24 protein-coding genes and 1 pseudogene are annotated in these 23,713 nt (G+C 66.6%); 14 read left to right on the top strand and 11 right to left on the bottom strand.

Annotation, left to right across the window (positions count from 1 at the left end; translation table 11 throughout):
- Positions 1-13: 13 nt before the first annotated feature.
- A complete protein-coding gene (locus BI347_RS03000) occupies positions 14-1,420 on the bottom strand; it encodes an MFS transporter (protein WP_071115270.1) in 1,407 nt (468 codons plus the stop codon).
- Positions 1,421-1,534: 114 nt separating this feature from the next.
- Here BI347_RS03000 and BI347_RS02995 point away from each other — a divergent pair, with 114 nt between their 5' ends.
- Positions 1,535-2,470, top strand: a complete 936-nt coding sequence (locus BI347_RS02995; protein ID WP_071115269.1) for a LysR family transcriptional regulator — start codon at positions 1,535-1,537, stop codon at positions 2,468-2,470.
- Here the strand turns inward: BI347_RS02995 and BI347_RS02990 are convergent.
- The 4 genes from BI347_RS02990 to BI347_RS02980 form a co-directional block, all read right to left on the bottom strand.
- Positions 2,460-4,394 carry a methyl-accepting chemotaxis protein gene (locus BI347_RS02990; RefSeq protein ID WP_071115268.1) on the bottom strand — a complete coding sequence of 645 codons (1,935 nt, stop codon included), beginning with the start codon at positions 4,392-4,394 and terminating at the stop codon, positions 2,460-2,462. The genes BI347_RS02995 and BI347_RS02990 overlap by 11 nt on opposite strands.
- Positions 4,395-4,755: 361 nt before the next feature.
- The gene (locus tag BI347_RS24750) at positions 4,756-4,893 is read right to left on the bottom strand and encodes a DinB family protein (protein ID WP_275636783.1); all 138 of its coding nucleotides are present in this window, start codon (positions 4,891-4,893) and stop codon (positions 4,756-4,758) included.
- A gap of 122 nt (positions 4,894-5,015) precedes the next feature.
- Positions 5,016-5,264, bottom strand: a complete 249-nt coding sequence (locus BI347_RS24745; protein WP_204377991.1) for a DinB family protein — start codon at positions 5,262-5,264, stop codon at positions 5,016-5,018.
- Between the two features lie 73 nt (positions 5,265-5,337).
- Positions 5,338-5,958 carry a TetR/AcrR family transcriptional regulator gene (locus BI347_RS02980; protein WP_071111292.1) on the bottom strand — a complete coding sequence of 207 codons (621 nt, stop codon included), beginning with the start codon at positions 5,956-5,958 and terminating at the stop codon, positions 5,338-5,340.
- Positions 5,959-6,067: 109 nt separating this feature from the next.
- On the opposite strand from BI347_RS02980, the pseudogene BI347_RS02975 reads away from it, so the two are divergent.
- The 6 genes and pseudogenes from BI347_RS02975 to BI347_RS02950 all read left to right on the top strand — a co-directional run bounded on the left by BI347_RS02975 (position 6,068) and on the right by BI347_RS02950 (position 10,203).
- Positions 6,068-6,701 (top strand): annotated as a pseudogene (locus BI347_RS02975) (DUF1365 family protein).
- The gene (locus tag BI347_RS02970) at positions 6,698-7,900 is read left to right on the top strand and encodes an SAM-dependent methyltransferase (protein ID WP_071111294.1); all 1,203 of its coding nucleotides are present in this window, start codon (positions 6,698-6,700) and stop codon (positions 7,898-7,900) included. The pseudogene BI347_RS02975 and the gene BI347_RS02970 overlap by 4 nt, the downstream one beginning before the upstream one ends.
- 2 nt (positions 7,901-7,902) lie before the next feature.
- The gene (locus tag BI347_RS02965; protein WP_071115266.1) at positions 7,903-8,421 is read left to right on the top strand and encodes a DUF3833 family protein; all 519 of its coding nucleotides are present in this window, start codon (positions 7,903-7,905) and stop codon (positions 8,419-8,421) included.
- 3 nt (positions 8,422-8,424) lie between these two features.
- The gene (locus BI347_RS02960) at positions 8,425-9,204 is read left to right on the top strand and encodes an SDR family NAD(P)-dependent oxidoreductase (protein WP_071111296.1); all 780 of its coding nucleotides are present in this window, start codon (positions 8,425-8,427) and stop codon (positions 9,202-9,204) included.
- Positions 9,201-9,632 (top strand): nuclear transport factor 2 family protein, encoded by a 432-nt coding sequence (locus BI347_RS02955; protein ID WP_071115265.1) that lies wholly within the window; start codon positions 9,201-9,203, stop codon positions 9,630-9,632. The genes BI347_RS02960 and BI347_RS02955 overlap by 4 nt, the downstream gene beginning before the upstream one ends.
- Positions 9,633-9,657: 25 nt before the next feature.
- Complete coding sequence (locus tag BI347_RS02950) at positions 9,658-10,203, top strand: lipocalin family protein (RefSeq protein ID WP_071115264.1); 546 nt, start codon at positions 9,658-9,660, stop codon at positions 10,201-10,203.
- On the opposite strand, the gene BI347_RS02945 is transcribed toward BI347_RS02950, so the two are convergent.
- The gene (locus BI347_RS02945) at positions 10,200-10,802 is read right to left on the bottom strand and encodes a TetR/AcrR family transcriptional regulator (protein WP_071111299.1); all 603 of its coding nucleotides are present in this window, start codon (positions 10,800-10,802) and stop codon (positions 10,200-10,202) included. The genes BI347_RS02950 and BI347_RS02945 overlap by 4 nt on opposite strands.
- A 115-nt stretch (positions 10,803-10,917) precedes the next feature.
- Here BI347_RS02945 and BI347_RS02940 point away from each other — a divergent pair, with 115 nt between their 5' ends.
- The 4 genes from BI347_RS02940 to BI347_RS02925 all read left to right on the top strand — a co-directional run bounded on the left by BI347_RS02940 (position 10,918) and on the right by BI347_RS02925 (position 16,942).
- A complete protein-coding gene (locus BI347_RS02940; protein WP_071115263.1) occupies positions 10,918-12,369 on the top strand; it encodes an efflux transporter outer membrane subunit in 1,452 nt (483 codons plus the stop codon).
- Positions 12,370-12,403: 34 nt separating this feature from the next.
- On the top strand, positions 12,404-13,546 hold the full coding sequence (locus BI347_RS24240; RefSeq protein ID WP_071115262.1) for an HlyD family secretion protein: 1,143 nt from the start codon (positions 12,404-12,406) through the stop codon (positions 13,544-13,546).
- Between the two features lie 9 nt (positions 13,547-13,555).
- Positions 13,556-15,091: a DHA2 family efflux MFS transporter permease subunit gene (locus tag BI347_RS24235; protein WP_071115261.1), complete on the top strand. Its 1,536-nt coding sequence runs from the start codon at positions 13,556-13,558 to the stop codon at positions 15,089-15,091.
- A 216-nt stretch (positions 15,092-15,307) separates the two neighbouring features.
- Complete coding sequence (locus tag BI347_RS02925; RefSeq protein ID WP_071115260.1) at positions 15,308-16,942, top strand: hypothetical protein; 1,635 nt, start codon at positions 15,308-15,310, stop codon at positions 16,940-16,942.
- A gap of 65 nt (positions 16,943-17,007) precedes the next feature.
- On the opposite strand, the gene BI347_RS02920 is transcribed toward BI347_RS02925, so the two are convergent.
- From BI347_RS02920 to BI347_RS02905, 4 genes are all read right to left on the bottom strand, one after another.
- Positions 17,008-17,349: an FKBP-type peptidyl-prolyl cis-trans isomerase gene (locus tag BI347_RS02920; RefSeq protein WP_071111304.1), complete on the bottom strand. Its 342-nt coding sequence runs from the start codon at positions 17,347-17,349 to the stop codon at positions 17,008-17,010.
- A gap of 139 nt (positions 17,350-17,488) precedes the next feature.
- Entirely contained in the window at positions 17,489-17,683 is a 195-nt protein-coding gene (locus BI347_RS02915; RefSeq protein WP_204377990.1) for a hypothetical protein, read from the bottom strand.
- A 24-nt stretch (positions 17,684-17,707) separates the two neighbouring features.
- Positions 17,708-18,511 (bottom strand): 2,5-didehydrogluconate reductase DkgB, encoded by an 804-nt coding sequence (gene dkgB / locus BI347_RS02910; protein WP_071115259.1) that lies wholly within the window; start codon positions 18,509-18,511, stop codon positions 17,708-17,710.
- Between the two features lie 55 nt (positions 18,512-18,566).
- Positions 18,567-19,772: an MFS transporter gene (locus BI347_RS02905; protein ID WP_071115258.1), complete on the bottom strand. Its 1,206-nt coding sequence runs from the start codon at positions 19,770-19,772 to the stop codon at positions 18,567-18,569.
- 100 nt (positions 19,773-19,872) lie between these two features.
- Between BI347_RS02905 and BI347_RS02900 the strand changes: the two genes are divergently transcribed.
- A complete protein-coding gene (locus BI347_RS02900) occupies positions 19,873-20,763 on the top strand; it encodes a LysR family transcriptional regulator (RefSeq protein ID WP_071115257.1) in 891 nt (296 codons plus the stop codon).
- A gap of 361 nt (positions 20,764-21,124) precedes the next feature.
- Here the strand turns inward: BI347_RS02900 and BI347_RS23415 are convergent, their stop codons facing one another.
- Positions 21,125-21,352: a hypothetical protein gene (locus BI347_RS23415; protein ID WP_139166856.1), complete on the bottom strand. Its 228-nt coding sequence runs from the start codon at positions 21,350-21,352 to the stop codon at positions 21,125-21,127.
- Positions 21,353-21,694: 342 nt separating this feature from the next.
- Here BI347_RS23415 and BI347_RS02895 point away from each other — a divergent pair, with 342 nt between their 5' ends.
- Together BI347_RS02895 and BI347_RS02890 are read left to right on the top strand one after the other, a co-directional pair.
- Complete coding sequence (locus BI347_RS02895; protein WP_071115256.1) at positions 21,695-22,477, top strand: 3-hydroxybutyrate dehydrogenase; 783 nt, start codon at positions 21,695-21,697, stop codon at positions 22,475-22,477.
- A gap of 9 nt (positions 22,478-22,486) precedes the next feature.
- Positions 22,487-23,695 carry a DUF3734 domain-containing protein gene (locus BI347_RS02890; protein ID WP_071111309.1) on the top strand — a complete coding sequence of 403 codons (1,209 nt, stop codon included), beginning with the start codon at positions 22,487-22,489 and terminating at the stop codon, positions 23,693-23,695.
- Positions 23,696-23,713: the final 18 nt, after the last annotated feature.

Here is a 23,713-nt window from a genome sequence, read left to right as displayed (position 1 = left end):
CACACTCTCCTCTTCAAGGCTGCCGCAGCAGCTGCAATACCGCCCGGTTGCCGATGCGTCCGCCCAGCCACAGGGGCAGCAGCATGCAGGCGGCGGCGACGAGAAAACACAGGTGGAACACTTCGGTGGCCGCTTCGCGCCAGGCCGGCTGCGCCGGGTCGACGACCCCGCGCCAGGCCAGCAATAGATTGAGCAGCATGCTGAGCGCCACCATGCCCAGGCAGAAGCTGACCTGGCGGTTGATGTTCCACAGCGCGCTGGCCTCGCCCATCCTCTCCGGCGCCACCCGCAGAAAAGCGGTGCTTTGGCTGGCGCTGCTGCACAAGGTGCCGCCCAGGCCCATCAATAGGTAAGCGGCGGCCAATAGCGGCATCTGCGCCGCCGCGCTCACCCTCCACAGCAGCAGGAAGCCCAACGCCTGCGCCAGCGCGCCCGCCAGCAGCAGGGGCCTCGGCCCCCAATGCCGATAGCGGCGGCCGGTCAGCGAAATGGCGCTGAACGCGCCCAGCGACCACGGCAGCATCAGCATGCCGGCGCTGGCCGCCGCCAGGCCCAACACCTGTTGCAGATAGAGCATGGCCACCAGGCTGACGCCCATGAAGACGCCGGGCACCAGCAGATACATCAGCATGGCCGAACGCAACAGCGGCTCGCGCAGCAACTCCAGCCGCAAAATGGGCTGCGGCCAACGCCGCGCATGGCGGACATAGGCCGCCGCAAGACCCAGCCCGGCCAGCAGCGCGACGCCGCCGCGCAACCAGGTTTGCGGCTGCGCCAGCTCGCTCAGCCCCTGCAGCACCGCCAGCAAGGCCAGGCTGCCCAGCAACAGGCCGGCCCAGTCCAGCCGTCCGACCGGCAAGGACTCGCGCTCGTCCCGCAGCCACAGGCAAGCCAGCAGCAAGGGCAAGGCGGCCAGGGGCAGATTGAGGAAGAACACCCAGCGCCAGCCCAGGCTGTCGACGATCAGCCCGCCGACGGCCGGCGACAAGGCCGGAGCCAGCTGCCCCACCAGCAGGATCAGCGCGGTCAGCCCCGGCCGCTCCGCCGGCTGGTACAAACGGTAGGTCATGGTCTGGCCCAGCGGGATCAGCAGGCCGCCGCCCAGGCCCTGCAGCGCGCGCCAGGCGATCAGCTGCGCCAGCGAACCCGCCAGCCCGGCGCCCAGCGAGCCCGCCATGAACAGCAGCAGCGAGGCGATGAATACCCGCTTGCCGCCATAGGCGGCCGCCAGCCAGTTGCCCAGCGGAATCACCACCGTCAGCCCCAGGATGTAGGCGGTGCTGACCCAGGCCAGCGCGGCGACATCGCAGCGGAAAGCCAGCGCGATGTCCGGAAAGGCGACATTGCCGATGAAAAGATTGACCAGGTCGACGAAAAACCCCAGCAGGTACACCGCCGCTACGCGTTTGCGATACTCCATCGCGCATCCTCCAGCATATTCGGAAACGCAGCTTAGCAAGGCTAAAATCACGGAAAAACAGGACAATTACGATTAGAATATCAAAATAATTTTGACAATAACGATGGGAAAGGCATGAGTCTGCAACGCTTCAGAATCTTCGTCGCCGTGGTGGACGCCGGCTCGCAGACCGCCGCCGCCGACGCGCTGGGCCTGAGCAAGGCGGTGGTCAGCTTCAACCTCAAGCAGCTGGAAACCGAGCTGGGGGTATCGCTGCTGGCGCGCAGCACCCGCCGGCTGGAGTTGACCGAAACCGGCCGGCGCTTCTACCACGACTGCCAGCAAGTGCTGCAGCAGGCGCAAACGGCGATGGACAACGCGCGACAGCAACATGGCGGCCTGCAAGGCACCCTCAGGCTGAGCGCCACGGTGGAATACGGCCATTACCGCATCGTGCCGGCGCTGGCGGCATTCGCCCGGCTGCATCCGCAGCTGCGCATCCGCCACTCCTCGTCGTCGCAGCAGGCCGACCTGATCTCGGAGCAATTCGACGTGGCGATCCGCCTGGGCACGCTGGTCGACTCCAGTTACCGCGCCCGGCTGATCGAGCGCTTCGACATCTGGCCGCTGGCCTCGCCCAGCTATCTGGCGCAGCCCGGCCGCTCGGTAGACACGCTGGACGACCTGGCTCGGGCCGACTGGCTGGCGCACAGCCGGCTGGCCACGCCGCTGCGCTGGCCGCTGCAAAGGGAGGGCGAGACGGTGGAGCTGGATGTCAGGGGCGGCGCCAGGATAGTCGCCGACACTTCCGGCGCGCTATTGGATTTTGCGCTGCGCGGCTGCGGCGTGGCTCTGCTGCCGGACTGGCTGGCGCGCGAGGCGGTGGCGGCCGGCCGCCTGCGGCGCCTGCTGCCGGAATACGCCTTCCCGCAACAGGGCGTGTACGCGGTCTATCCCGCTACCCGCCACCTGGCGGAGAAAGTTCGGGTGTTCATCGATTTCGTCTGCGGCTACGCCGCAGGGGAGGGTAGCCTGGACCAGCCCTCCCCGCCCGCGCCGCCTACAGCTTGAAGCGGCCCACCACCTGCTCCAGCGCCTGCGACAGCTGCTCCAGATCGGCCACCACCGCGCTGGCGCGGGTGATTTCGGCGTCGGACTGCAGCGCCTGCGACGACATCTGCTCGGCGGTGCGCGCCATGTCCTCGGTGGCCTTGGACTGCTCGCTGGCGGCATCGCGGATTTCCGCCGCCTGGCGCACTACCAGTTGCATGCTGGACTGGATCTCGGAAATCTGGCGTTGCGCCTCCTCGGCCAGCTCCACTCCGCCCCGCACCACGCCGTAGGTTTCGCCGACGCGGGCTTTCGCCTGTCCCGAGCCCTGCTGCATTCCGCCGACCACCTGATCTATCTCCACCGTCGCCTGGCTGGTGCGCTCGGCAAGCTTCCTCACCTCGTCCGCCACCACCGCGAAGCCGCGGCCCTGCTCGCCGGCGCGCGCGGCCTCGATCGCCGCGTTCAACGCCAAGAGATTAGTCTGGTCAGCAATGTCCTTGATCACGCCGGCGATGCTGCCCACCTGCGCCGAGCGGCTTTCCAGCTGCTCCATCACCGCCTTCACCTCGTCCATCGACTGCGCGACCGAACCGATCTCGACGCTGACCTTGCCCACCGCCTGCGCGCTCTGCTCCGACAGCGCGCCCGCCTGCTGCACCGCCTCGGCGGTGCCATGGCAGTTGCCGGCGATATGGCTGACGCTGACCGACAGCTGCTCGATGGTGGCGGCGGTGGTTTCGCTCAGATCGGCATTGTTGCGCGAGCCGGTCGCCAGCCGCTGGGTCATCCGCGACAGCTCGCCGGCGCTGTTGTGCAACTGGCCGCTTTGCGAGCGCACCTGCAGGAACATGCCGCGCAACTGCTCCATGAAGCGGTTGAAGGCGTCGGCCACCTGGCCGGTTTCGTCGCCGCTGTGCACCGGCAGGCGGATGGTCAGGTCGCCGTGGCCGGAACCGAGCGCCCGCATCGCGTTGCGCAGCTGCACCAGCGGCCGGCTGATGAAGCCGGACACCCACCAGATCAGCAGCAGCGACAGCAGCAGCACCACCGCGTCCACCGCCATCACCCACCAGATGGTGCGGGTGACCACGCCGTAGACTTCACCTGCGTCCATCTCCACCACCACGAACCAGTCGGCGTTGGGCATATAGCTGGAGGCGACGATGGTGGGCCCGTTCGGGCCGTTGAAATGCGCCAGGTTGAAGCCGGACTTGTTCAACAACGACGGCGCGACGTCGGCCATACCCGGCAGGCCGGCCAACATGGCCTTGTTCTGCATCATCGCCGGGTCGCGGTGCAGACGCACCTGGCCGGTGGCGTCCACCACATACACTTGGCCGTGCTCGCCCACCGCCATCTTGCGCACGCGCTCGGCCATCGAGGTCACGTCGAAGCCCAGCGCCGCCACCGCGCGATGGCCGCTCTGGCCCTTGTTGGCCAGCACGTTGACGAACATCATCACCTGCTGCTTGCCGGTTTCCGAGCCCAGCGTGAACTGGCTCTCGCGGCCGGAGGCCAGGAAGTCGGCCAGCCACTTGTCGTTGCCCTTGGGATCGGCCTTCACCGTGGCGTGGTCGATGTAGATATTGAGCGTGGCCTCGGAAGTCCAGGAGATGATCGACGCGCCAGAGGTCTGCATCAGTGCCTTGGCGTAGCGTTGCCAGCCGGCCACGCCGGACTCAGGCTCGCCCGCGGCGGTCCAGTCCAACAGATAGGTGTTGGCCGCCATCTGCCGGGTCTGGCTCAAAGGCAGCGCGATGGAGGCGTCCAGCTCGTTGCGGATGCCTTCCACCGTGGCCTTCAGCTCATGCTGCTCCAGCCGCTCGGTCAGCGCGGCCTGGAACATCCGGGTGGACACCACGCCGGCGATCAGCAAGGACGTGAACAGGATCAGCGCCACGCTGACCAGGATTTTTTGTTTGACCGACCAGTTCTTGAACATGCTTGCTGCTTACCTGAATAAGGACTGAAAACGTCCGGCGCCTGGCCCGGACACAACAGCGGCCGGCCACAGCCGCGGGATTGCCCCCGCGCGCTGCGCCAGCCGGAAAAATTACGATGCGGCGCCGCATCGACTGCCCAAATCAGGCTTCAAGCCGCGCCGCTGCAATAGCGGCCGCAATTGTAACAAGCTTGCATATGTTCAATATGAATATTTGCAGCAAGACATCTTCATATTGACTGATTCACGCAACACTCCGCCGCCTCAGGCTTTGCTTGCCATTCGCGTCAGCGACTGAGCACCTCCGCCAAAAGCAAACACCCCGGCTGCTCACGCAGCCGGGGTGTTTTTTCATCCGTGCTCAATCCGCCGCGCGGCGCGCCGGCTGGCTGTCGTGCAGAAAGCGGGTGTAGAGGTCGCGCGGCGGCGCGATGTCCTGCTGCGCCAGGATGCGGCCCGCCGCGCCGCGGTGGTAGCCGCCATGAGTGATCACATGCATCAGCATTTCCTCGCGGCTCATGCTGCCATGGCCGCCGTCGGTGAAGACGAAGTCCAGCCGCTAGGCCAGCCCCTGCTCATCCAGGCCGGCGACATGCGCAAGATACCAGGCGTCGGTTTCGCTCACCGCGGCGCGCAGATCGGCCAATGCGGGCGTTTCTGGGGTATTGGTGGCGGCATAGCCATGTTCCCGCCCTGCAAATGGGCGGCGAAAATGCTGTCCACCACATGAATATGGTTGAGGATGCGGATGACGCCATGCAGAGCCTCGGCGTGCGCGCCATCCTCCAGCGCCGCCGCCGCGGCGAACAGTTCGTCATTGGCCCAGGCCTTGTAGCGGAACAGCGAGGTCAGCAGGCTGGAGGTGCTCATCTTGCGGCTTTCTGCGCCGGTCGGCGCGTTTCACGGGCAAGTGCGGCATTATCGCACAGGCAGGATTTCAATATCATAAAGCGCCGCGGCCAGACAACCCGCCGAAACCGACAGCCAGCATATGGCCGACAATCTCCTCGTCGGCGTATTTGCCGTACACCCGCAGGTACTCCACCGACGGATCGCAAGTGCGGGCGTAGTAGCTGTACAAGATGACATCGTTGGGCAATTCCGCTCTCAGTTCCCCCACCTTCTTGCCGACGGTGACGATGGCGTCCAGTTGGCGGTGCAGCTTCAGGGCCCGGCTGACGTAGCCCAGGCTGCGCGTCAGCATCGCCCTTACCTGCGGGCTGGTGGACGGCAGGAAGGGCAGCCCACCCTGCAGCCGCGTCCGCAGCGCCCAGGCCAGCAGATCCTGCAGCCGCTGCAACGGCGTCAGCTCGGCGTCCTGCTCTGCCAGATAGGCCATCGCATCGTCCAGCAGGCGGATCATCACTTCAGTAGCCAGCTCGTCCTTGGATTTGAAATGCTTGTACAGGCTGGGCTTGGAGATGCCGGCCTCGCCAGCCACGTCGTCCATCGTCATCAGGTCGAAGCCCTTGCTCGCCAACAGCCGGGTCGTGGCGTCCAGCACCGCCGCCTCCCGGAGTTTGAAGGCTTGGTCCTTGAAGCTGAGCTTGCCGAAAATACTCATTGGTAACACCTTTTACTGATTGGTATCTTTTTTAACAGACAGGTTATATGCTGACTATAAGCAGCTAAGCCGCCGCTGCCAAGCGCTAAACCGTCTGACAGGAACCGCTGTGAACCACTCCAAGCGCCAACGCATCGCCGTGATAGGCTCGGGCATTTCCGGCCTGGGGGCAGCCTATTTCCTCGGCCGCCGCCATCAGCTGACTTTGTTTGAATCGGCCGACTACCTGGGCGGCCACACCCACAGCGTAGACATGGCCGCGCATGGCCGGCAGTTTGCCGTCGACACCGGCCTCCTGGTGTACAACGACCACACCTATCCCAATCTGATCGCGCTGTTCGCCCAGCGCGGCAAGCTGCGCGCGGTGCTGGCCGAGGTCAACAACACCTTAGGCGAACACCACTGCCACCTGCTGAGCCGCCCGGGCGGCGAGACCATCGCCTCCGGCTGCGAGCTGGCCTGCCGCAAGCTGCTGCACCTGTCGCCATTCTGCCAGGTGGAGGGACATTACCGCTTCCGCTTCGCCGAAGACGGCGCGCGAGCGCGCATCGACTACCACGACGATGCCGGCGCGCTGCTCGACACCGTCATCGGCGGCAGACTCATTCCCTTCAGCCCCGCCGCGCTGCGCCGTCCGCATCCACTGGCAGGCCGCGCGGCTGTGGCTGAAGAAAGTGCCGTTTTTCCGCAAGCCATCGCCGCCTGCCGCGCCTCTTAGCCACAGCCAGGAGATCCCCCGATGAACGCCACCCATCGCCTTCCCGCCCGACTGTGCGACATCCCGGCCAGCGGCCGCGTCCTGCTGTCGCTGCTCTCCGGCCTGCGCCACGGCAGCCTGCAGCTGATCACCCCGGATGGCGAGGAACTGTGGTTCGGCTCGCCGTATCCGCCCGCCAGCGCCGTGCTGCACCTCAAGCACTGGCAGGCCTGCTCCCGGCTCCTGCGCGGCGGCGACATCGGCCTGGCCGAAGCCTACCGCGACGGCCAGCTCGACAGCCCGGACTTCACCGCCCTGCTGCGGCTGGCGCTGAAAAACGAACAAGACATGCATCTGGGCGCGTTGGGCAGCAGCCTGAACAAGCTGTGGCACCGACTGCGCCACTGGCTGCGCGGCAACAGCCGGGGCGGCAGTCAGCGCAACATCCATGCCCATTACGATATCGGCAACGACTTCTACCGGCTGTGGCTGGACGCTGGCTGGACCTACTCCAGCGCCTGGTTCGACGGCGACTACGCGCAAACCCTGGCGGCCGCCCAAAACGCCAAATACCAGCGCATCTGCGAGGCGCTGCAACTGCGGCCCGGCATGCGGGTGCTGGAGATAGGCTGCGGCTGGGGCGGCTTCGCCGAGCATGCCGGGCGCCTGGGCGTGGCGGTGCGCGGCGTCACCATTTCCGACGCCCAGCTCGCGCATGCGCGGCACAGGCTGGCCGGGCAGCCGCTGGCGCAACTGGAATGGCGCGACTACCGCGACCTATCCGGGCAATACGACGCCATCGTGTCGATAGAAATGTTCGAGGCGGTGGGCGAGCGCTACTGGCCCGGCTACTTCGCCACCCTCAAGCGCTGCCTGAAGCCGGGCGGCCGCGCGCTGGTGCAAAGCATCACCATCGACCCGGCGCGCTTCCTGCAATACCGCGCCGGCAGCGACTTCATCCAGACCTTCGTCTTTCCCGGCGGCATGCTGCCCAGCGTGCCGCGCTTCGAGCAACTGGCGGCCAAGTCCGGACTGCCCTGCGTCGACCGGCTGGACTTCGGCCCCGACTACGCCGAGACGCTGCGCCGCTGGCGCGCGGCCTTCGAAACCCGGCTGGACGCGGTGCGCGCTCAGGGCTTCGACGAGGCCTTCATCCGCATCTGGCGGCTGTACCTGTGCTACTGCGAGGCCGGCTTCGACGAAGCCAGCATAGGCGTGTCGCAATTCCTGCTGGCGGGAGACTGAACATGCGCCGCCTCGCCTGCCTGGCCCTGCTGCTGGCCGGCTGCGCCGGCCCCAGGGTGGAGGACTACGCCGCCGCGCAGCCGATTTTCGATCCGGCTCAGTTCTTCCTGGGCAAAACCCAGGCCTGGGGCATGTTCCAGGACCGGCAAGGCCGGCTGGCGAAGCGCTTCAGCGTGGAAATGGACGGCCGTCTGCAAGACGGCGAGCTGGTGCTGGACGAGCGCTTCCTCTACGCCGACGGCAGCCGGCAGCGACGCGTCTGGCGCCTGCGGCACGGCAGCGACCGCCTATGGCACTGCCTGGCCGGCGATGTCGCCGGAGAAGCGCGCGGCGCGGCCGCCGGCAACGCGCTGCACTGGCGCTACCAGCTGCGCTTGCCGGTGGACGGCAACGAGTACCTGGTGGACATGGATGACTGGATGTTCCTGATCGACAAGCGCTCCATGCTCAACCGCGCCAGCATGAGCAAGCTGGGACTGGGCCTGGGCGAAGTCACGCTGTTCTTCCGCAAACCGGAGTAGACCATGGCCCTCACCCTCAACCCCGCCATCGATGACTGGAGCCTGCGCCGGGTCTGGGTGGTAGGCAGCTCCAGCGGCATCGGCGCCGCGCTGGCCGAGCAGTTGCTGCAGGCCGGCGCCGAAGTGATCCTATCCTCCCGCAGCATCGAACCGCTGCGGCGGCTGGCCAACCACTACCCCCGCGCCAGGGTGGAGCCGCTGGACGTCAGCCAGCCGCCGGCCTGGAATGCCGCCTGGCTGTCGCTGCTCCGCCAGGACAAGCTGCCCGACCTGGTGGTGTTCTGCGCCGCCGACTACCGGCCGGAACACATCTGGCAGGTGGAATCCGCGCTGGCGGACCGCACGCTGGCGGTCAATCTGGCCGGCGTCTATTACGGCCTGGAAACCATACTGCCGCACATGCTGGCGCAAGGCCGCGGCGGCATCGCGCTGATCGCCAGCGTGGCCGGCTACGTCGGCCTGCCCGGCGCCGCGGTCTACGGGCCGAGCAAGGCGGCGCTGATCAATCTGGCCGAACTCCTGTACGCCGAGCTCAATCCGCGCGGACTGGCGGTGTATCTGATCAATCCCGGCTTCGTCAAAACCGCGCTCACCGCCCGCAACCACTTCGCCATGCCGGCGCTGTTGACGCCGCCGCAGGCCGCCGGCCATATCCGGCGCGGCCTGGAACGCGGCCGCTTTGAAATCCACTTCCCTTACCGCTTCACGCTGTGGCTGAAGCTGCTGCGGATGCTGCCCTATCGTCTGCGGCTGCCGCTGCTGAAAAGACTGGCCAGAACATGAAACCCGACGACGATTTCCCCGCCCTCTCAGCGCTGCTGGACTGGTACCAGGCGCTGAGTCCGGACAACCTGGACGACATCGACCGTTACTCTGCGCCGGACGCCCGCCTCAAGGACCCGTTCAACGACGTGGCCGGGGTCCGCGCCATCGAGGCGGTTTTCCGCCACATGTTCCACCGCCTCGCGGCGCCCCGCTTCGTCGTCGCGGCGCTGCGGCAGCGAAACCAGGCCTTCGTCAGCAGGGACTTCTACTTCGGCCTGGGCGGCCGCCAGTACCGCATCCATGGCGGCAGCCACCTGTACTTCGACGACAGTGGCCTGGTCGACCGGCACCGCGACTACTGGGACGCCGCAGAGGAGCTGCTGCAGAAACTGCCGCTGATCGGCGCGCCGATCGCCTGGCTGCGGCGGCGCCTGGCCGCTGATTGAGCCCGCGGCAGGAAAGGAGGCATCGATGCCCTCACTGAACCGCCCCCTGGCCTGCGCCTGGATGACGGCGCTGACTCTCCTCGCCGGCCGCGGCGTCGCCGCGCCGGAAGACGGCATGCCGGTCAGCGGCTTCGACATCCAGCGCTACCAGGGCCGCTGGTATGAAATCGCCCGGCTGGAGAACCGCGTCGAGCGCGGCCTGACGGCGGTCAGCGCCGACTACAGCCGCAATCCCGACGGCAGCATCCGCATAGTCAACCGCGGCTACGACCCGGCCAGCGGCAGTTGGCGCGTGACGGTGAACCATGCCTGCTTCGACGGCAGCCCGAGCGTGGCCTCGCTCAGGGTAACGTTGCTGGGCCCCTTCTACATCGGCTACCGCGTGGTGGCGCTGGACCCGGACTACCGCTGGGCGGTGGTGATGGGCCCCAGCCGCGGTTACCTGTGGCTGCTGGCGCGCGACAAGCGGCCGGACGACAGCGTGAAGCGCGCCTTCCTCGCCAAGGCCAGGGCGCTGCAGTCGGACATCGGCGGCCTGGTCTGGGTGGAACAGCAACGCGACGACAACTAGGCCGCGCCGTATGCCGCCAGAAACACCTCGACCGCCGCCGCCACCTTGACCGGCCGCTCGGCCTCCGGCGCCAGCTCCTCTATCATCCCGGTCATCAGCGCCGCCTGGCACTCGGCCTGCAACAGGCCGAGCAGGTGCTGCGCCGCCACCATCGGATCGGCCCGGCGCAGCCGCCCGGCCTCCATCTCGTCGGCGAGGAAGCTCGCCAGCTTGCCCCAACCTATCTTGGGGCCGTTCTCGAAGAACAAGCGCCCCACCCTGGAGCGGCTGCCCGCCCCCATCACGATGGCGTGCAGCGCGCGCAGCTCGGGGCTGAACAGCCTGGCGATGAAGAATTCGCCAAAACTGCGCAGCGACTGGCCCAGGTCCGCGCCTGAGGTCAGCCGGGTATAACCCTGCGACATCTCGATGGTCAGCTCGCGCATCACCATCAAAAACAACTCCTCCTTGGACGAGAAGTAGTTATACAGCGTGGCCTTGGAGCCGCCAGCGCGGCTGGATATCTCCGACATCGACGCCGCTTCGTAGCCGCGCTCGATGAATACCTCAGTCGCCGCCGCGACCAATGCCTGCCGCTTGCTTTCGCTTTTTGTCCGCATATCGACCTCAAAACTGAACCGTTCAGTTTAGTTTTTCTTGACAGAAGAATCCCACCGGTCTTATAACTATACCGTACCGTACAGTTATTGTCTTGGACCGACCGAGCAAAATCCCATGAATACTTTCGCCCCACCCACGATCGCGCCCTGCCGCCCCGGCCTGCTGATAAGCCTGGCGCTGCTCTTGGCCGGCTGCGCCGCGGCGCCCGACCTGGGCCAGCCGCCGCAGCCCAAGGCGCTGCCACAATACCAGAACTCGCAAAGCCTGCCCTCCTCCGCCAATGGCCAGTGGGCCGACTCCCAGTGGTGGCGCAAATATGGCGACGCCCAGCTCGACGCGCTGATGGACGAAGCGTTGCGCCAGGCCCCGGATATGGCGGCCGCCCGCGCCCGCGTGGTCCAGGCCGAGGGCCTGGCGCAGCAGGTCGGCGCCGCGCTGCTGCCCGGCGCCGACCTGAACGCCTCCATCAACCGCGACAAACAAAGCTACAACAACGGCATGCCGGCGCCGACGGGTTTCAACACCAGCGGCCGCGCCACGCTGGACTTCAGCTACGAGCTGGACTTCTGGGGCAAGAACCGCGCGGCCGTCGCCGCCGCCACCTCGGAGCTGACCGCCGCCCAGGCAGACGCCGCCCAGGCGCGGCTGGTGCTGACCACCTCGCTGGCCGCCGGCTACGCCGAGCTGGCACGGCTGTTCGCCGAACGCGACGCCGCCGCCCAGGCGCTGGACGTGCGCGGCCATACCGTGGAGCTGATGCGCCAGCGCCAGCAACAGGGGCTGGAAACGCTGGGCAGCGTGCGCCAGGCCGAATCGCGCCAGGCCGCCGCCCGCGCCGACCTGGAAGCCGCCGACGAGAGCATCGCGCTGCAACGCCACAGCCTGGCGGCCTTGATCGGCGCCGGGCCGGACCGCGGTCTGGCCATCGCCCGGCCGGCATCCGGCCTGTTTCGCGGCCAGCCGCGCCCGGCCACGCTGGCGGCCGAGCTGCTGGGCCGCCGACCGGATCTGGCTGCCGCCCGCCTCCGCGCCGAAGCCGCGGGCAAACGCATCGACGTGGCCCAGGCCCAGTTCTACCCCAACGTCAATCTCACCGCCTTCGTCGGCGCCCAGTCGCTGGGGCTGGACCTGTTTGCCAAGAGCGGTTCCGGCATAGCCGGCATCGGCCCGGCGATCAATCTGCCTATTTTCCGCGGCGGCCAATTACAGGGCCAGTACCGCGTGGCCCGCGCCGATTACGACGCCGCCGTCGCCAGCTATGACGCTACCTTGAGCCAGGCGCTGCGCGAAGTGGCCGATGCCGTCAGCAGCCAAGCCGCGCTGACGCCGCAGCTGGAACAACGCCGCCTGGCGCTGCAAACCGCCGATGAGGCCTACCGCGTCAGCCAGAACCGCTACCAGGGCGGCTTGGCCAACTATCTGGACGTGCTGAACACGGAAGACGGCGTCATCGCCAGCCGCCGCAGCCTGGCTTCGCTGGAAGCCCGCCGCTTCTCGCTGGACATCGCGCTGATCAAGGCGCTGGGCGGCGGCTATCAACCATCCGAACAACAGGCCGCCCGCTGAGGCCGCCGGCAAACCCAAACAAGGACTACCCACCATGAGCGAAAACGTACAAGCCCTGCCGGCCTCCGAAGCGCCCGCCGCCGCCGGCAACCCCATGCAACGCAAAAAGCTGTTCACCCTGCTGTTCGGCGTCGTCGCCGCGGCGGCCATCGGCTATGGCGCTTACTGGACGCTGATCGCCTCCCACCATGTCAGCACCGACAACGCCTATGTCGCGGCCGAAATCGCCCAACTCACTCCGGAGGTGGCCGGCACCGTCAAGGAAGTGAAAGTGGTGGACACCCAGCCGGTGAAGGCCGGCGACGTGCTGGTGGTGCTGAACGACAACGACGCCCGCCTCAATCTGGCGCAGGCCGAGGCCGAGCTGGCGCGAGCCGAGCGCCGGGTGCAAGGCTATTTCGCCAACGACGAAGGCCTCGCCGCCCAGGCCCAGGCCAGGAGCGCCGACCAGGCGCGCAGCGCGGCGCAGCTGGTTGCGGCGCGCGCCGATCTCGCCCGCGCCAAACTGGACCTGAGTCGGCGCCAGGCGCTGGCGAAGAGCGGATCGGTTTCCGGCGAGGAGCTGAGCAACGCCCAGAACGCTTTCGCCACCGCCGACGCCAGCCTGAAGGCGGCCGAAGCCGCGGCGAAACAGAGCGAGGCCAGCTACCGCGCCGCCGTCGGCTCGCTGAAGGCCAACCAGACCCTCACCGCCGACACCAGCGTCGACACCAATCCGGAAGTGGCGCTGGCGCGCGCCAAACGCGACCAGGCGCGGCTGGATCTGGCCCGCACCGTGATCCGCGCCCAGGTCGACGGCGTGGTGGCGAAGCGGCAGGCCCAGGTGGGGCAGCGGGTGCAGGCCGGCACGCCGCTATTGTCGGTGGTGCCGCTGCAGGACGCGCACGTCGACGCCAACTTCAAGGAAGTGCAATTGAGCAAGGTGCGCGTCGGCCAGCCGGTGGAACTCACCGCCGACCTCTACGGCGGCAAGGTGGTGTACCACGGCAAGGTGGCCGGCCTGTCCGGCGGCTCCGGTTCGTCGTTCGCGATGATCCCGGCGCAGAACGCCACCGGCAACTGGATCAAGGTGGTGCAGCGGCTGCCGGTGCGCATCGCGCTGGATCCGGCCGAGCTGAAGGCGCACCCCTTGCAGGTGGGCCTGTCAATGGAAGCCACCATAGACACCAGCGAGTAAGGAGCCGTCATGTCTAGCGCAAGCTCAAGCGCGCCGGCTCCGCTCACCGGCAACATGCTGTGGGCGGCGGCGCTGGTGCTAGCCGCCGCCAACTTCATGGTGGTGCTGGACACCACCATCGCCAACGTGTCGGTGCCCAATATCGCCGGCGGCCTGGCGGTGTCCTCCAGCCAGGGCACTTATGTCATCACCTCCTACGCGGTGGCGGAAGCCATCACCGTGCCGCTGACCGGCTGGCTGGCGGCGCGGCTGGGCACGGTGCGGCTGTTCGTCGGCTCCATGCTGCTGTTCGGCCTGTTTTCGGTGCTGTGCGGCCTGGCCGGCTCGCTGGAGACGCTGGTGCTGTTCCGCGTGCTGCAGGGCCTGGCCGGCGGCCCGCTGATGCCGATGTCGCAGACGCTGCTGCTGCGCATCTTCCCCAAGGAGAAAGCCGGTGCGGCGATAGGCCTGTGGAGCATGACCACGCTGATCGCCCCCATCATGGGCCCCATCCTGGGCGGCACGCTGTGCGACCAGGCCAGCTGGCCGTGGATCTTCTTCATCAACACGCCGATCGCGCTGGGTTGCGGCTATCTGGGCTGGAAACTGCTCAAACGCTACGAGAGCAAAACCGAGAAGCTGCGCATCGACACCGTGGGCCTGGCGCTGCTGATGGTGTGGGTAGCCTCGCTGCAGCTGATGCTGGACAAGGGCAAGGAGCTGGATTGGTTCGCTTCGCCGCTGATCGTGGCGCTGGCCATCGCCGCGCTGATCGGCTTCGCCGCCTTCATGATCTGGGAGCTGACCGAAGCGAACCCCATCGTCAACCTCAGGGTGTTCCGCCACCGCGGCTACTGGGCCAGCGTGCTGACCATCTCGCTGGCCTTCGGATCGTTCTTCGGCGCCACCGTGCTCACCCCGCAATGGCTGCAAGGCTATATGGGCTACACCGCCACCCAGGCCGGCTACGCCACCGCGATGAGCGGCATCCTGGCGGTGATGGTGGCGCCGCTGGCGGCGCAGCTGTCCACCCGGGTGGACCCGCGCCGGCTGGTGTTCTGCGGCGTGATGTGGCTGGGCTGCGTCACGCTGTACCGCAGCTTCTCCAGCACCGACATGGGCTTCTGGCAGGTGGCGCTGCCGCTGCTGTTCCAGGGCCTGGGCATGCCCTTCTTCTTCGTGCCGCTGACCGGGCTGGCGATGGCTAGCGTGGAGCCGGAGGAGATGGCCTCCGCCGCCGGCCTGATGAGCTTCATGCGCACGCTGTCCGGCGCTTTCGCCACCTCGCTGGTCACCACCTCCTGGGACGACAAGGCCAGCTACAACCACGCCGAACTGGTCGGCATGCTGGACAGCGGCGGCGGCGCCTTGCGCGCGCTGACCGACAGCGGCCTGTCCAGCGCCACCGCCTACGGGGTGATGGAGCAGACGCTGCAGGGACAGAGCATCATGCTGGCCACCAACCAGATCTTCTGGCTGAGCGGACTGTCCTTCGTGATCGCCGCCTGCGCCATCTGGCTGGCGCCCAAGCCCGGCCGAGTGGCCGACACCAGCCAGGCGCACTGAGCGTCTCCCTTCGTTTTTCACCAGCTTGCCCCGCGCCCCTGTGGCCGGGGCTTTTTTTCGTGCTGTCCCCGAGGCCAGGATTTACATTCGCCCCCCATCTTGTAACAGACGTTTACATATACTGCATGCTATCAATATGCCGACACAATAAATGATCGCTGGCCCGGCCGGCGGCGCCTTCGCCTTTCATTCAACGCAGACAGGAAACCCCCAGCAATGAAGCATTCGATCAAGCGGCTGGCGCTCGCCACCGCCGCCGCGCTCGCCTGCCAGGCCGCCGCCGCCGCGCCGCTGCAGCCCATCCGCCACGACGCCTTCGCCCAGGCCTGCCAGGCGCAATGGGGCAGCGCAAGCGCGCGCAGCCATTGGGTGAAGGACGACGGCCAGGGCGGCCTCGCCTATACGCCGCTGAACGGCGACGGCGACCGCATCATGGACTTCTCCAGCGCCGGCTACATGGGCGGCGGCGTGGCGCTGCCGGCCGCGCCGGTGAAGGCCACGGTGAAGCCCAGCGGCAACGCGGCAGGCGACCTCGCCAACATCCAGGCCGCCCTCGCCAAGGTTGCCGCCCTGCCGGCGGTGAACGGCGTGCGCGGCGCGGTGCTGCTCGCGCCCGGCACCTTCCTGCTGAACAGCCCGATCCAGCTGGCCAGCGACGGCGTGGTGCTGCGCGGCAGCGGTTCCGGCGCAGGCGGCACCGTGCTGAAGGCGCAAGGCAGCGGTCACGCGATGCTGAACTTGGGCGGCGCCGGCGCCAGCCTGACGCCTATCGGACCGGCCGCCGCCATCAGCGACGCTTATGTGCCGTCCGGCAGCCGCGTCATCCACGTGTCCAGCGCCTCCGGCCTCCAGCCCGGCGACGCGGTGATGATCCGCCGCCGCGCCAGCGCCGAATGGATACACTTCATGGACATGGACAGCCTGGTGCGCGATGGCAGCCCGCAAACCTGGATCAACGCCGGCAACAACAACGAAACCTGGCTGCGCACCGTCGCCGCCGTCAACGGCAATCAGCTGACGCTGGACATCCCGCTGTCCGACTCCTTGGACAGCGGCTATCTGGGCCCGAACGGCGGCAGCGTGCAGAAATACGCCGCCAGCGGCATCGCCAGCCAGATCGGCATCGAGCATCTGGCGCTGGAAGGCTTGCCTCGCGGCAGCGGCACCGACTACGGCGTGGCCAATCTGGACAACCTGGCCGACGGCTGGATCAACGACATCCAGGCGCACAACTTCACCAGCGGCGTGGTGGTGGGCAAGCTGGCGCGCCGGCTGACGCTGGAGGCGGTGGCGCTCAGCCACGACCACAACAACGTCGGCTGCCAGGGCGCCAAGGAATTCGAGTTCAGCATCGCCGGCAGCCAGGTGCTGGTGGACCGCAGCGCGTCCAACGGCAGCAAGCAGGCCTTCTACTACGCCACCCAGGCGCAGAACACCGGGCCCAACGTGCTGCTGAACTTCAGCGGCCATGCCGAAGCCTGCGGCAATATCGAGCCGCACCAGCGCTGGTCCACCGGCCTGCTGGTGGATCAGGCCAATATCAGCGGCGCCATCGCGCTGGGCAACCGCGGCGCCGACGGCAGCGGCCATGGCTGGAGCATGGGCTGGGGCGTGGTGTGGAATTCCAAGGCCGACCAACTGGCCATCGCCGCGCCGCCTGGCGGCACCAACTGGGCGATAGGCAGCAGCGGCCAGCTGACGCCCAACGTGCCGGACGCGCAAGGCGTGCCGGTGGCGCCCAAGCTGGGCACCGTCGACTCCGCCGGCGTGCATGTCGGACCGCAAAGCCTGTACCTGGCGCAGCTGTGCCAGCGGCTGGGGCCGCAGGCGGTGAAGAACATCGGTTACTGACCAGGGTTTCCCGCAAACGACAAGAGGCCCGGATGGGCCTCTTTCATCTTGATCCCGCCAATGGGTCAATCGTCCCGCGTCAGCACTTCCAGCAGCTCGATCTCGAACACCAGATTGGAGTTGGCCGGAATGCGCTCGCCGATCTGGCGCTCGCCGTAGGCCAGGTGCGCCGGCACCCACAGCTTGCGCTTGCCGCCCACCTTCATGCCCATCAGGCCCTGGTCCCAGCCCTTGATCACCCTGCCGGTGCCGATCACGCACTGGAAAGGCCGGCCCTTGTCCAGCGAGGAGTCGAACTTGGCGCCGTCCTCCAGCCAGCCGGTGTAATGGGTGGTGATCAGCGCGCCGCGCGCCGCTTCCTTGCCCTCGCCCACCACCACGTCTTCGATCTTCAATTCCGCGCTCATCGCCTTGCCTCCTGATAGCCATGCCTGTTTGGGCCAAACCGCCATTGTACCTTGCGGCGCCGGCCTCACCGCAGCGCGCACAGGCCGTAGAACAAGGCCAGGCTGGCCATATTGCGGACGCGGCAGGCCAGCAGCACGCTCAGCAACGCGCCCCACAGGTACGGATTGCCCGGAAAGTCGCGCAGCGCCCCTGATCCAGCAGGATGATGGGGCGGCAGATCGCAGCGGCGTATTGCAGCGCCTGCTCCAGCAGGGCCGGCACGCGCGGCTCCAGAAAGTCGCCGCGCTTGGCGAAGACGATGGCCGCCAGCAGCAGAATCAGCGTCCAGCTCATCGGTCAGCAATAAAGCCCAGCGGCTCAGTCGTCCCAGGCCGGACCGAAGTCCGGATCAACGATGCGGCCATTGCACTCCAGCGCGTTGATGCGCACCATGTCGTCCTCGTCCAAACGCAGCTTCATCGCCTCCAGGTTGGCCGCCAGATGGGCGCGCTTGGTGGATGACGGAATCACCGTGATGTCCTGTTGCAGCTGCCAGGCCAGCGCCGCCTGCGCCGCGCTGGCGCCGTGCTTCGCGCCTATCCGCTGTAACAACTCGTCGTTCACCGCCCGGCCGTAGGCCAGCGGCATGTAGCCGGTGAGCGCTATGCCGTGTTCGCGGCAAAAGGCCCTGACCTTGAGGTTTTGCAGGTAGGGATGCACTTCCAGTTGATGGGTGCCGATCTCGCCCTCCCCCACCGCGGCGATGGCCTGCTCGATATGGCCGATGGGAAAGTTGGAAATGCCGATTTCGCGCGTCAGCCCCAGTTGCTTGGCCTCGGCCAGTTGCGCCATATACTCCGCCACCGCCACCTCGCCGTTCGGCGACGGCCAGTGGATCAGCGTCATGTCCACCTGATCGAGCTGCAGCTTGTCCAGGCTCTGGCGCAAGCTGGGAATCAAGCGGCCGGCCCCCAGGTTGGCGGTCCAGATCTTGGTGGTGACGTAGACCTCGCCGCGCGCCGCGCCGCCGGCGGCCAGCGCCTGCCCGACCTCCGCCTCGTTGCCGTAGATCTGCGCGGTGTCGATATGGCGGTAGCCAAGTTCCAGGCCGGTGGCCACCGAGTCTATTGCTTGCTGGCCGGTCAGGCGGAAGGTTCCCAGACCCAGTTTTGGCATTTTCATCATGTATTCCTTATTGCGAGAGTGACGCCGGGCAGCACGCGCCCGGCGGAAAGATTCAGGACCGCTGTGCCGCCGGCGCAGCCTTGCCACCGTCATTGTGCGCCGCGCGCCTATCCAGCGCACCGGACCAGCCGGTCAGCAGCCAGGCGCCCAGCACGATCAGCGCGCCTATCCACGGCGTGGCCAGCAGGCCCAGGCTGGCCACGATATGGCCGCCCAGCCAGGCGCCGCCGGCGATGCCGACATTGAAAGCCGCGATATTCAGGCCGGAAGCCACGTCCACCGCCTGGGGCGCGCTGCGCTCGGCCTGCTGCACCACGTATAGCTGCAAGCCGGCCACGTTGCCGAAGGCGAACCCGCCCCAGGCCAGCACCGTCAGCGCCACCAGCCATTTGGAGACGGCGGCGAAGCTCAAGGCCAGCAGCACCAGCGCCAAGCCGGCGAAAATGATGCGCAGCGCCGGCACCGGACCCTTGCGGTCGGCCAGCCGGCCGCCCCAAATATTGCCGACGGCCACCGACACGCCGTACAGCAGCATGATCGCCGCCACGCTGCCCGGCGCGAAGCCGGCCTCCTGCTGCAAAATTGGGGCGAGGAAGGTGAAGGCGGTGAGTGAACCGCCATAGCCCAGCGCGGTCATCGCGTACACCAAGAGCAGCCGCGGCTGGGCCAATACCGCCAGTTGACGGGACAGCCGGGCCGGCGCCGGCTTGGGCAGATTGGCCGGCACCAGCAGCAGGCTGCCGATGAACGCCGCCACACCCAGCAGCGACACCGCCAGGAAAGTGGCCTGCCAGCCGAAATGCTGGCCGATGACGGTGCCCAGCGGCACGCCGGTCACCAGCGCCACGGTCAGGCCGGAAAACATCAGCGCGATGGCGCTGGCGGCCTTGTCCTTCGGCACCAGGCCGGCGGCCAGCGTGGAGCCGATGGAGAAGAACACGCCGTGCGCCAGCCCGGTGAGGATGCGCGCCGCGATCAACGCCTCATAGCCCGGCGCCTGCCAAGCCACCAGGTTGCCGACGGTGAACAGCGCCATCAGGAAAAGCAGCAGCAATTTGCGCGGCAACCGGCCGGTCAGCGCGGTGAGCAGCGGCGCGCCGATGGCGACGCCCAGCGCGTACAGGCTAACCAACAGGCCGGCCGATGGCAGCGAAACCTGCAAGCTGGAGGAAATGGTGGGAATCAAGCCGACGATGACGAATTCGGTGGTGCCGATGGCGAAGGCGCTGAGCGTCAGCGCCCATAGTGCGAGTGGCATGGATGGCTCCTGTCGATGAAATCAGGCTGCCGATTGTCCGCGCTTGCCAGCCCGAGAAAAATGGGCTGTACTGACAAGGTCTTTTGCGTAAAAGTTGATAATGCTAAGCACGGAAAGCCTGATTGCGTTCACCGCGATCATAGATAACGGCTCCTTCTCCGCCGCTGCCGACAAGCTGGGCCTCACCGCCTCCGGTGTCAGCCGCAACCTGTCCAAGCTGGAGCAACAATTGGGCGTGCGACTGCTCACCCGCACCACCCGCCGGCTGGACCTGACCGAGGAAGGCGCCTGGCTGCTGGAGCGCGCGCGCGCCATCCTGCAGAACCTGCAGGATGCCGAACAGCAATTGCAGGCCGCCGCCGCGCAGCCCTCCGGCCTGGTGCGCGTCAACGCCGCCATCCCGGTGCTGGACCACCTGCTGGCGCCGCTGCTGGCCGGCTTCCAGGCGCGCTACCCGCTGGTCAGGCTGGAATTGACCGGCGCCGAAGCGGTGGTGGATTTGATAGAAGAGCGCGCCGACCTCGCCATCCGCGTCGGCCCGCTGGCCGACTCCAGCCTCAACGCCAGGCTGTTGTGCGAAAGCCCGCTGCGCATCGTCGCCGCGCCGGCCTATCTGGATGCCCGCGGCCGCCCCGAGAATGTGGAGGCGCTGCTGAAACACCAGCTGCTGGGCTTCAGCAGTCCGGCCACGCTGAACGTCTGGCCGCTGCGCGCCAACGGCAAGGATGGACTTGCCATCGCGCCCGGCCTCGCGGCTTCCAGCGGCGCCACCTTGCGCGCGCTGGCGCTGCGGCAATGCGGCATCGCCTGCCTGGCGGATTTTCTGGTGGGAGCGGATATTCGGGAAGGACGTCTGGAAGAAATTGGACTGCGGGAAAAACTGGAGCGGCGCCAACCGATCTGGGCCGTGTACTACAAACAGGGCCGACCGCTGCCGCGGATCGCCTGCCTGGTGGACTATCTGGCAACGGCATTGGCAACCAAAGCTTGAATCTCAAAACCGGCACCATCGCATTCACCGCCCCCCCAGCCCGCGCCGGACGCCCCCATCAGCAAAAAATGGGAGGAATGGCAAACCATGCTGCCCTAATGAAAAAGCCAGGCGGCAGAGGTCACTTCTGCCGCCGAAACTGCGCCAACGCCATCACAATAAGCAACAGCAACAGTATGACGGCTCCCATGACGGGCGCCAGTCCCCACAACACGCTATTGCCAGATACATAAGCCAATACTGCGACAAGCAGGCACGATAGAATCAAAATCTTCATTGCGAATAGATTATCAAGAATCCAGCCCGAAAGACCGGCGCCAAGATATCCTCGGCGGCGCCAGATTTCCCGGCCTTGATTTATTTAAACACGGAACAGGATGATTGAAATTATCCAATACTGTACATCGCCAACGGCAACCGCGCCAATCCCGGGAAAATTAAAAATAGAGGCAAAATAGTCTGAAAAATTCAGAAAAATGCCCAGTTTCAGCAGATTGTATCGTGACAAAAGGATTTCTCGCTTCCCATCGCCTTGTGCCGGATGCCAAGCCATCGGCTCCCAAGCGAGAGCGCGGCGCTGACGAATCATTCACCGGAGCGTGTCCGATCGCAGCCTTCCCATCCCGCTACGCTTCCCCCGCCAACCAGTAAACCATCATCCCTGCTCCGGACCAGCAACGGCGACACCCGGCGTACGCCCCGCAAGGGCCGGAACCGCACTACAATACCAAAAGCATAACCGTTAAGCTCCAGCCGTCCCTGGGAACTTAGCTCCAGAGCCGACTTCTTAAAGACAACACGCACCAACGCAAACCCGGCACCGGCCTTTTCCGCGCGAATGCCCGGCCGACCACGCCGCCAACCGTAATCGCAGCATCAGCAGCACCGTATTGCCATACCGTATCCATCCCGCAACCAACAGGAGAACGAAATGCAATTGAACGGAAAAGTCGCCTTGATTACTGGAGCCGCCAGCGGCATAGGCAAGGATATCGCCCAGGTCTACGCCAGGGCCGGCGCGGCCGTGGCCATCGCCGACATCAATCTGGACGCCGCGCAAAAAGCCGCGGACGAGATCAACCGCGCCGGCGGCAAGGCCATCGGCGTGGCGATGGATGTGACCAGCGAGGAAGCGGTCAACCAAGGCACCAAGGCGGTAGTGGACGCCTTCGGCCATCTGGACATACTGATCTCCAACGCCGGCATCCAGATCGTCAATCCCATCATCAACTACAGCTTCTCCGACTGGAAGAAGATGCAGGCCATCCATGTCGATGGCGCCTTCCTCACCACCAAGGCCGCGCTGCAATACATGTACCAGGACAATCGCGGCGGCACCGTCATCTACATGGGCTCGGTGCACTCGCACGAGGCCTCGCCGCTTAAGTCCGCCTACGTCGCCGCCAAGCACGCGCTGCTGGGCCTGGCGCGGGTGCTCGCCAAGGAAGGCGCGCCGCACAATGTGCGTTCACATGTGATCTGCCCCGGCTTCGTGCGCACTCCGCTGGTGGACAAGCAGATTCCGGAACAAGCCAAGGAACTGGGCATCAGCGAGGAAGAGGTCATCAAGAAAGTGATGCTGGGCAATACCGTGGACGGCGTATTCACCACGGTGGACGATGTGGCGCAAACCGCGCTGTTCCTGGCGGCCTTCCCCAGCAACGCGCTGACCGGACAGTCCTTCGTCGTCAGCCACGGCTGGTACATGCAATAAGGAGCAGGCATGGCGCAATCCAAGCTCAATCCGGCCTGCCATTCTGATGCCGGCGTCTATCATAGCCCCGCGCTACCTGCCGGCCACCACTACCAGGTGGTGGCGCTGGTTCTGCAGGGCGGCGGCGCGCTGGGCGCCTACCAGGCCGGCGTCTACCAGGGGCTGGCGGAGGCCCGGCTGCACCCCAACTGGGTGGCAGGCATTTCCATCGGCGCGCTCAACGCCGCCATCATCGCCGGCAATCCGCCGGAACAGCGCGCCGAGAAGCTGGAACAATTCTGGCACACCATTAGCCGGCAGCCCTTGCTGCCGCCCAGCCCGCACAACCTGCTGAACCTTGGCCACGCCCTGCCGTCGGCCATGCAGACCCTGTTCAACGGCTGGGAAGCCTGGCGCGCGCTGACCGAAGGCCAGAACGGCTTCTTCGTGCCGCGCCAGTTGCTGGGCGCCGACAGCCTGTTGCAACCCGGCAACGCCAGCTTTTACGACACCTCGCCGCTGAAAAGCACGCTGGAAAGCCTGGTGGATTTCGACCGCCTCAACGATAGCGGCGAAATGCGGGTGTCGGTGGGCGCCGTGCACGTGAAGAGCGGCAACTTCGTCTATTTCGACAATACTCAGACGCGGCTGCGCGCCGAACACTTCATGGCCTCCGGCGCGCTGCCACCGGGCTTCCCGGCGGTGGAGATCGACGGCGAGCACTACTGGGACGGCGGCATGGTGTCCAATACCCCGCTGCAGCAAGTGCTCGCCGGCAAGCCGCGCAAGAACTCGCTGGTGTTCCAGGTGGACCTATGGAATGCCAGCGGCGAGCCGCCTACCGATCTGTCCAAGGTGACGCAAAGACAGAAAGAGATCCAGTACTCCAGCCGTACCCGGATGATCACCGACTACATGGCGCAAACCCAGCGCTTCCGCCGCTTGCTGCGCGAGGTGATGGAGCTGGTTCCGGAAGACCGCGCCCACTCTCCGGCCTACCAGCGGGCGGCGGAGCAGGCCTGCGACCGGGTGTTCAACGTGATCCATCTGATCTACCAGGACAGTCCCTGCGAAGGTCATTACAAGGACTTCCAGTTCAGTGCCAGCACCATGCGCGAACACTGGCAGAGCGGTCTGTTGGACATCCGCCACAGCCTGTCCCATCCCGAATGGCTGCACATGCCGCCGGCCAACCAGCCTTTCACCACCCACGACGTGCATCGCCTATCCGGGCGCTAGCGCCCTCAACGCAACGCA

It is taken from the genome of Chromobacterium sphagni, assembly GCF_001855575.1.
Lineage (GTDB): Bacteria > Pseudomonadota > Gammaproteobacteria > Burkholderiales > Chromobacteriaceae > Chromobacterium > Chromobacterium sphagni.
This window is presented reverse-complemented; position numbering and strand designations above follow the sequence as displayed.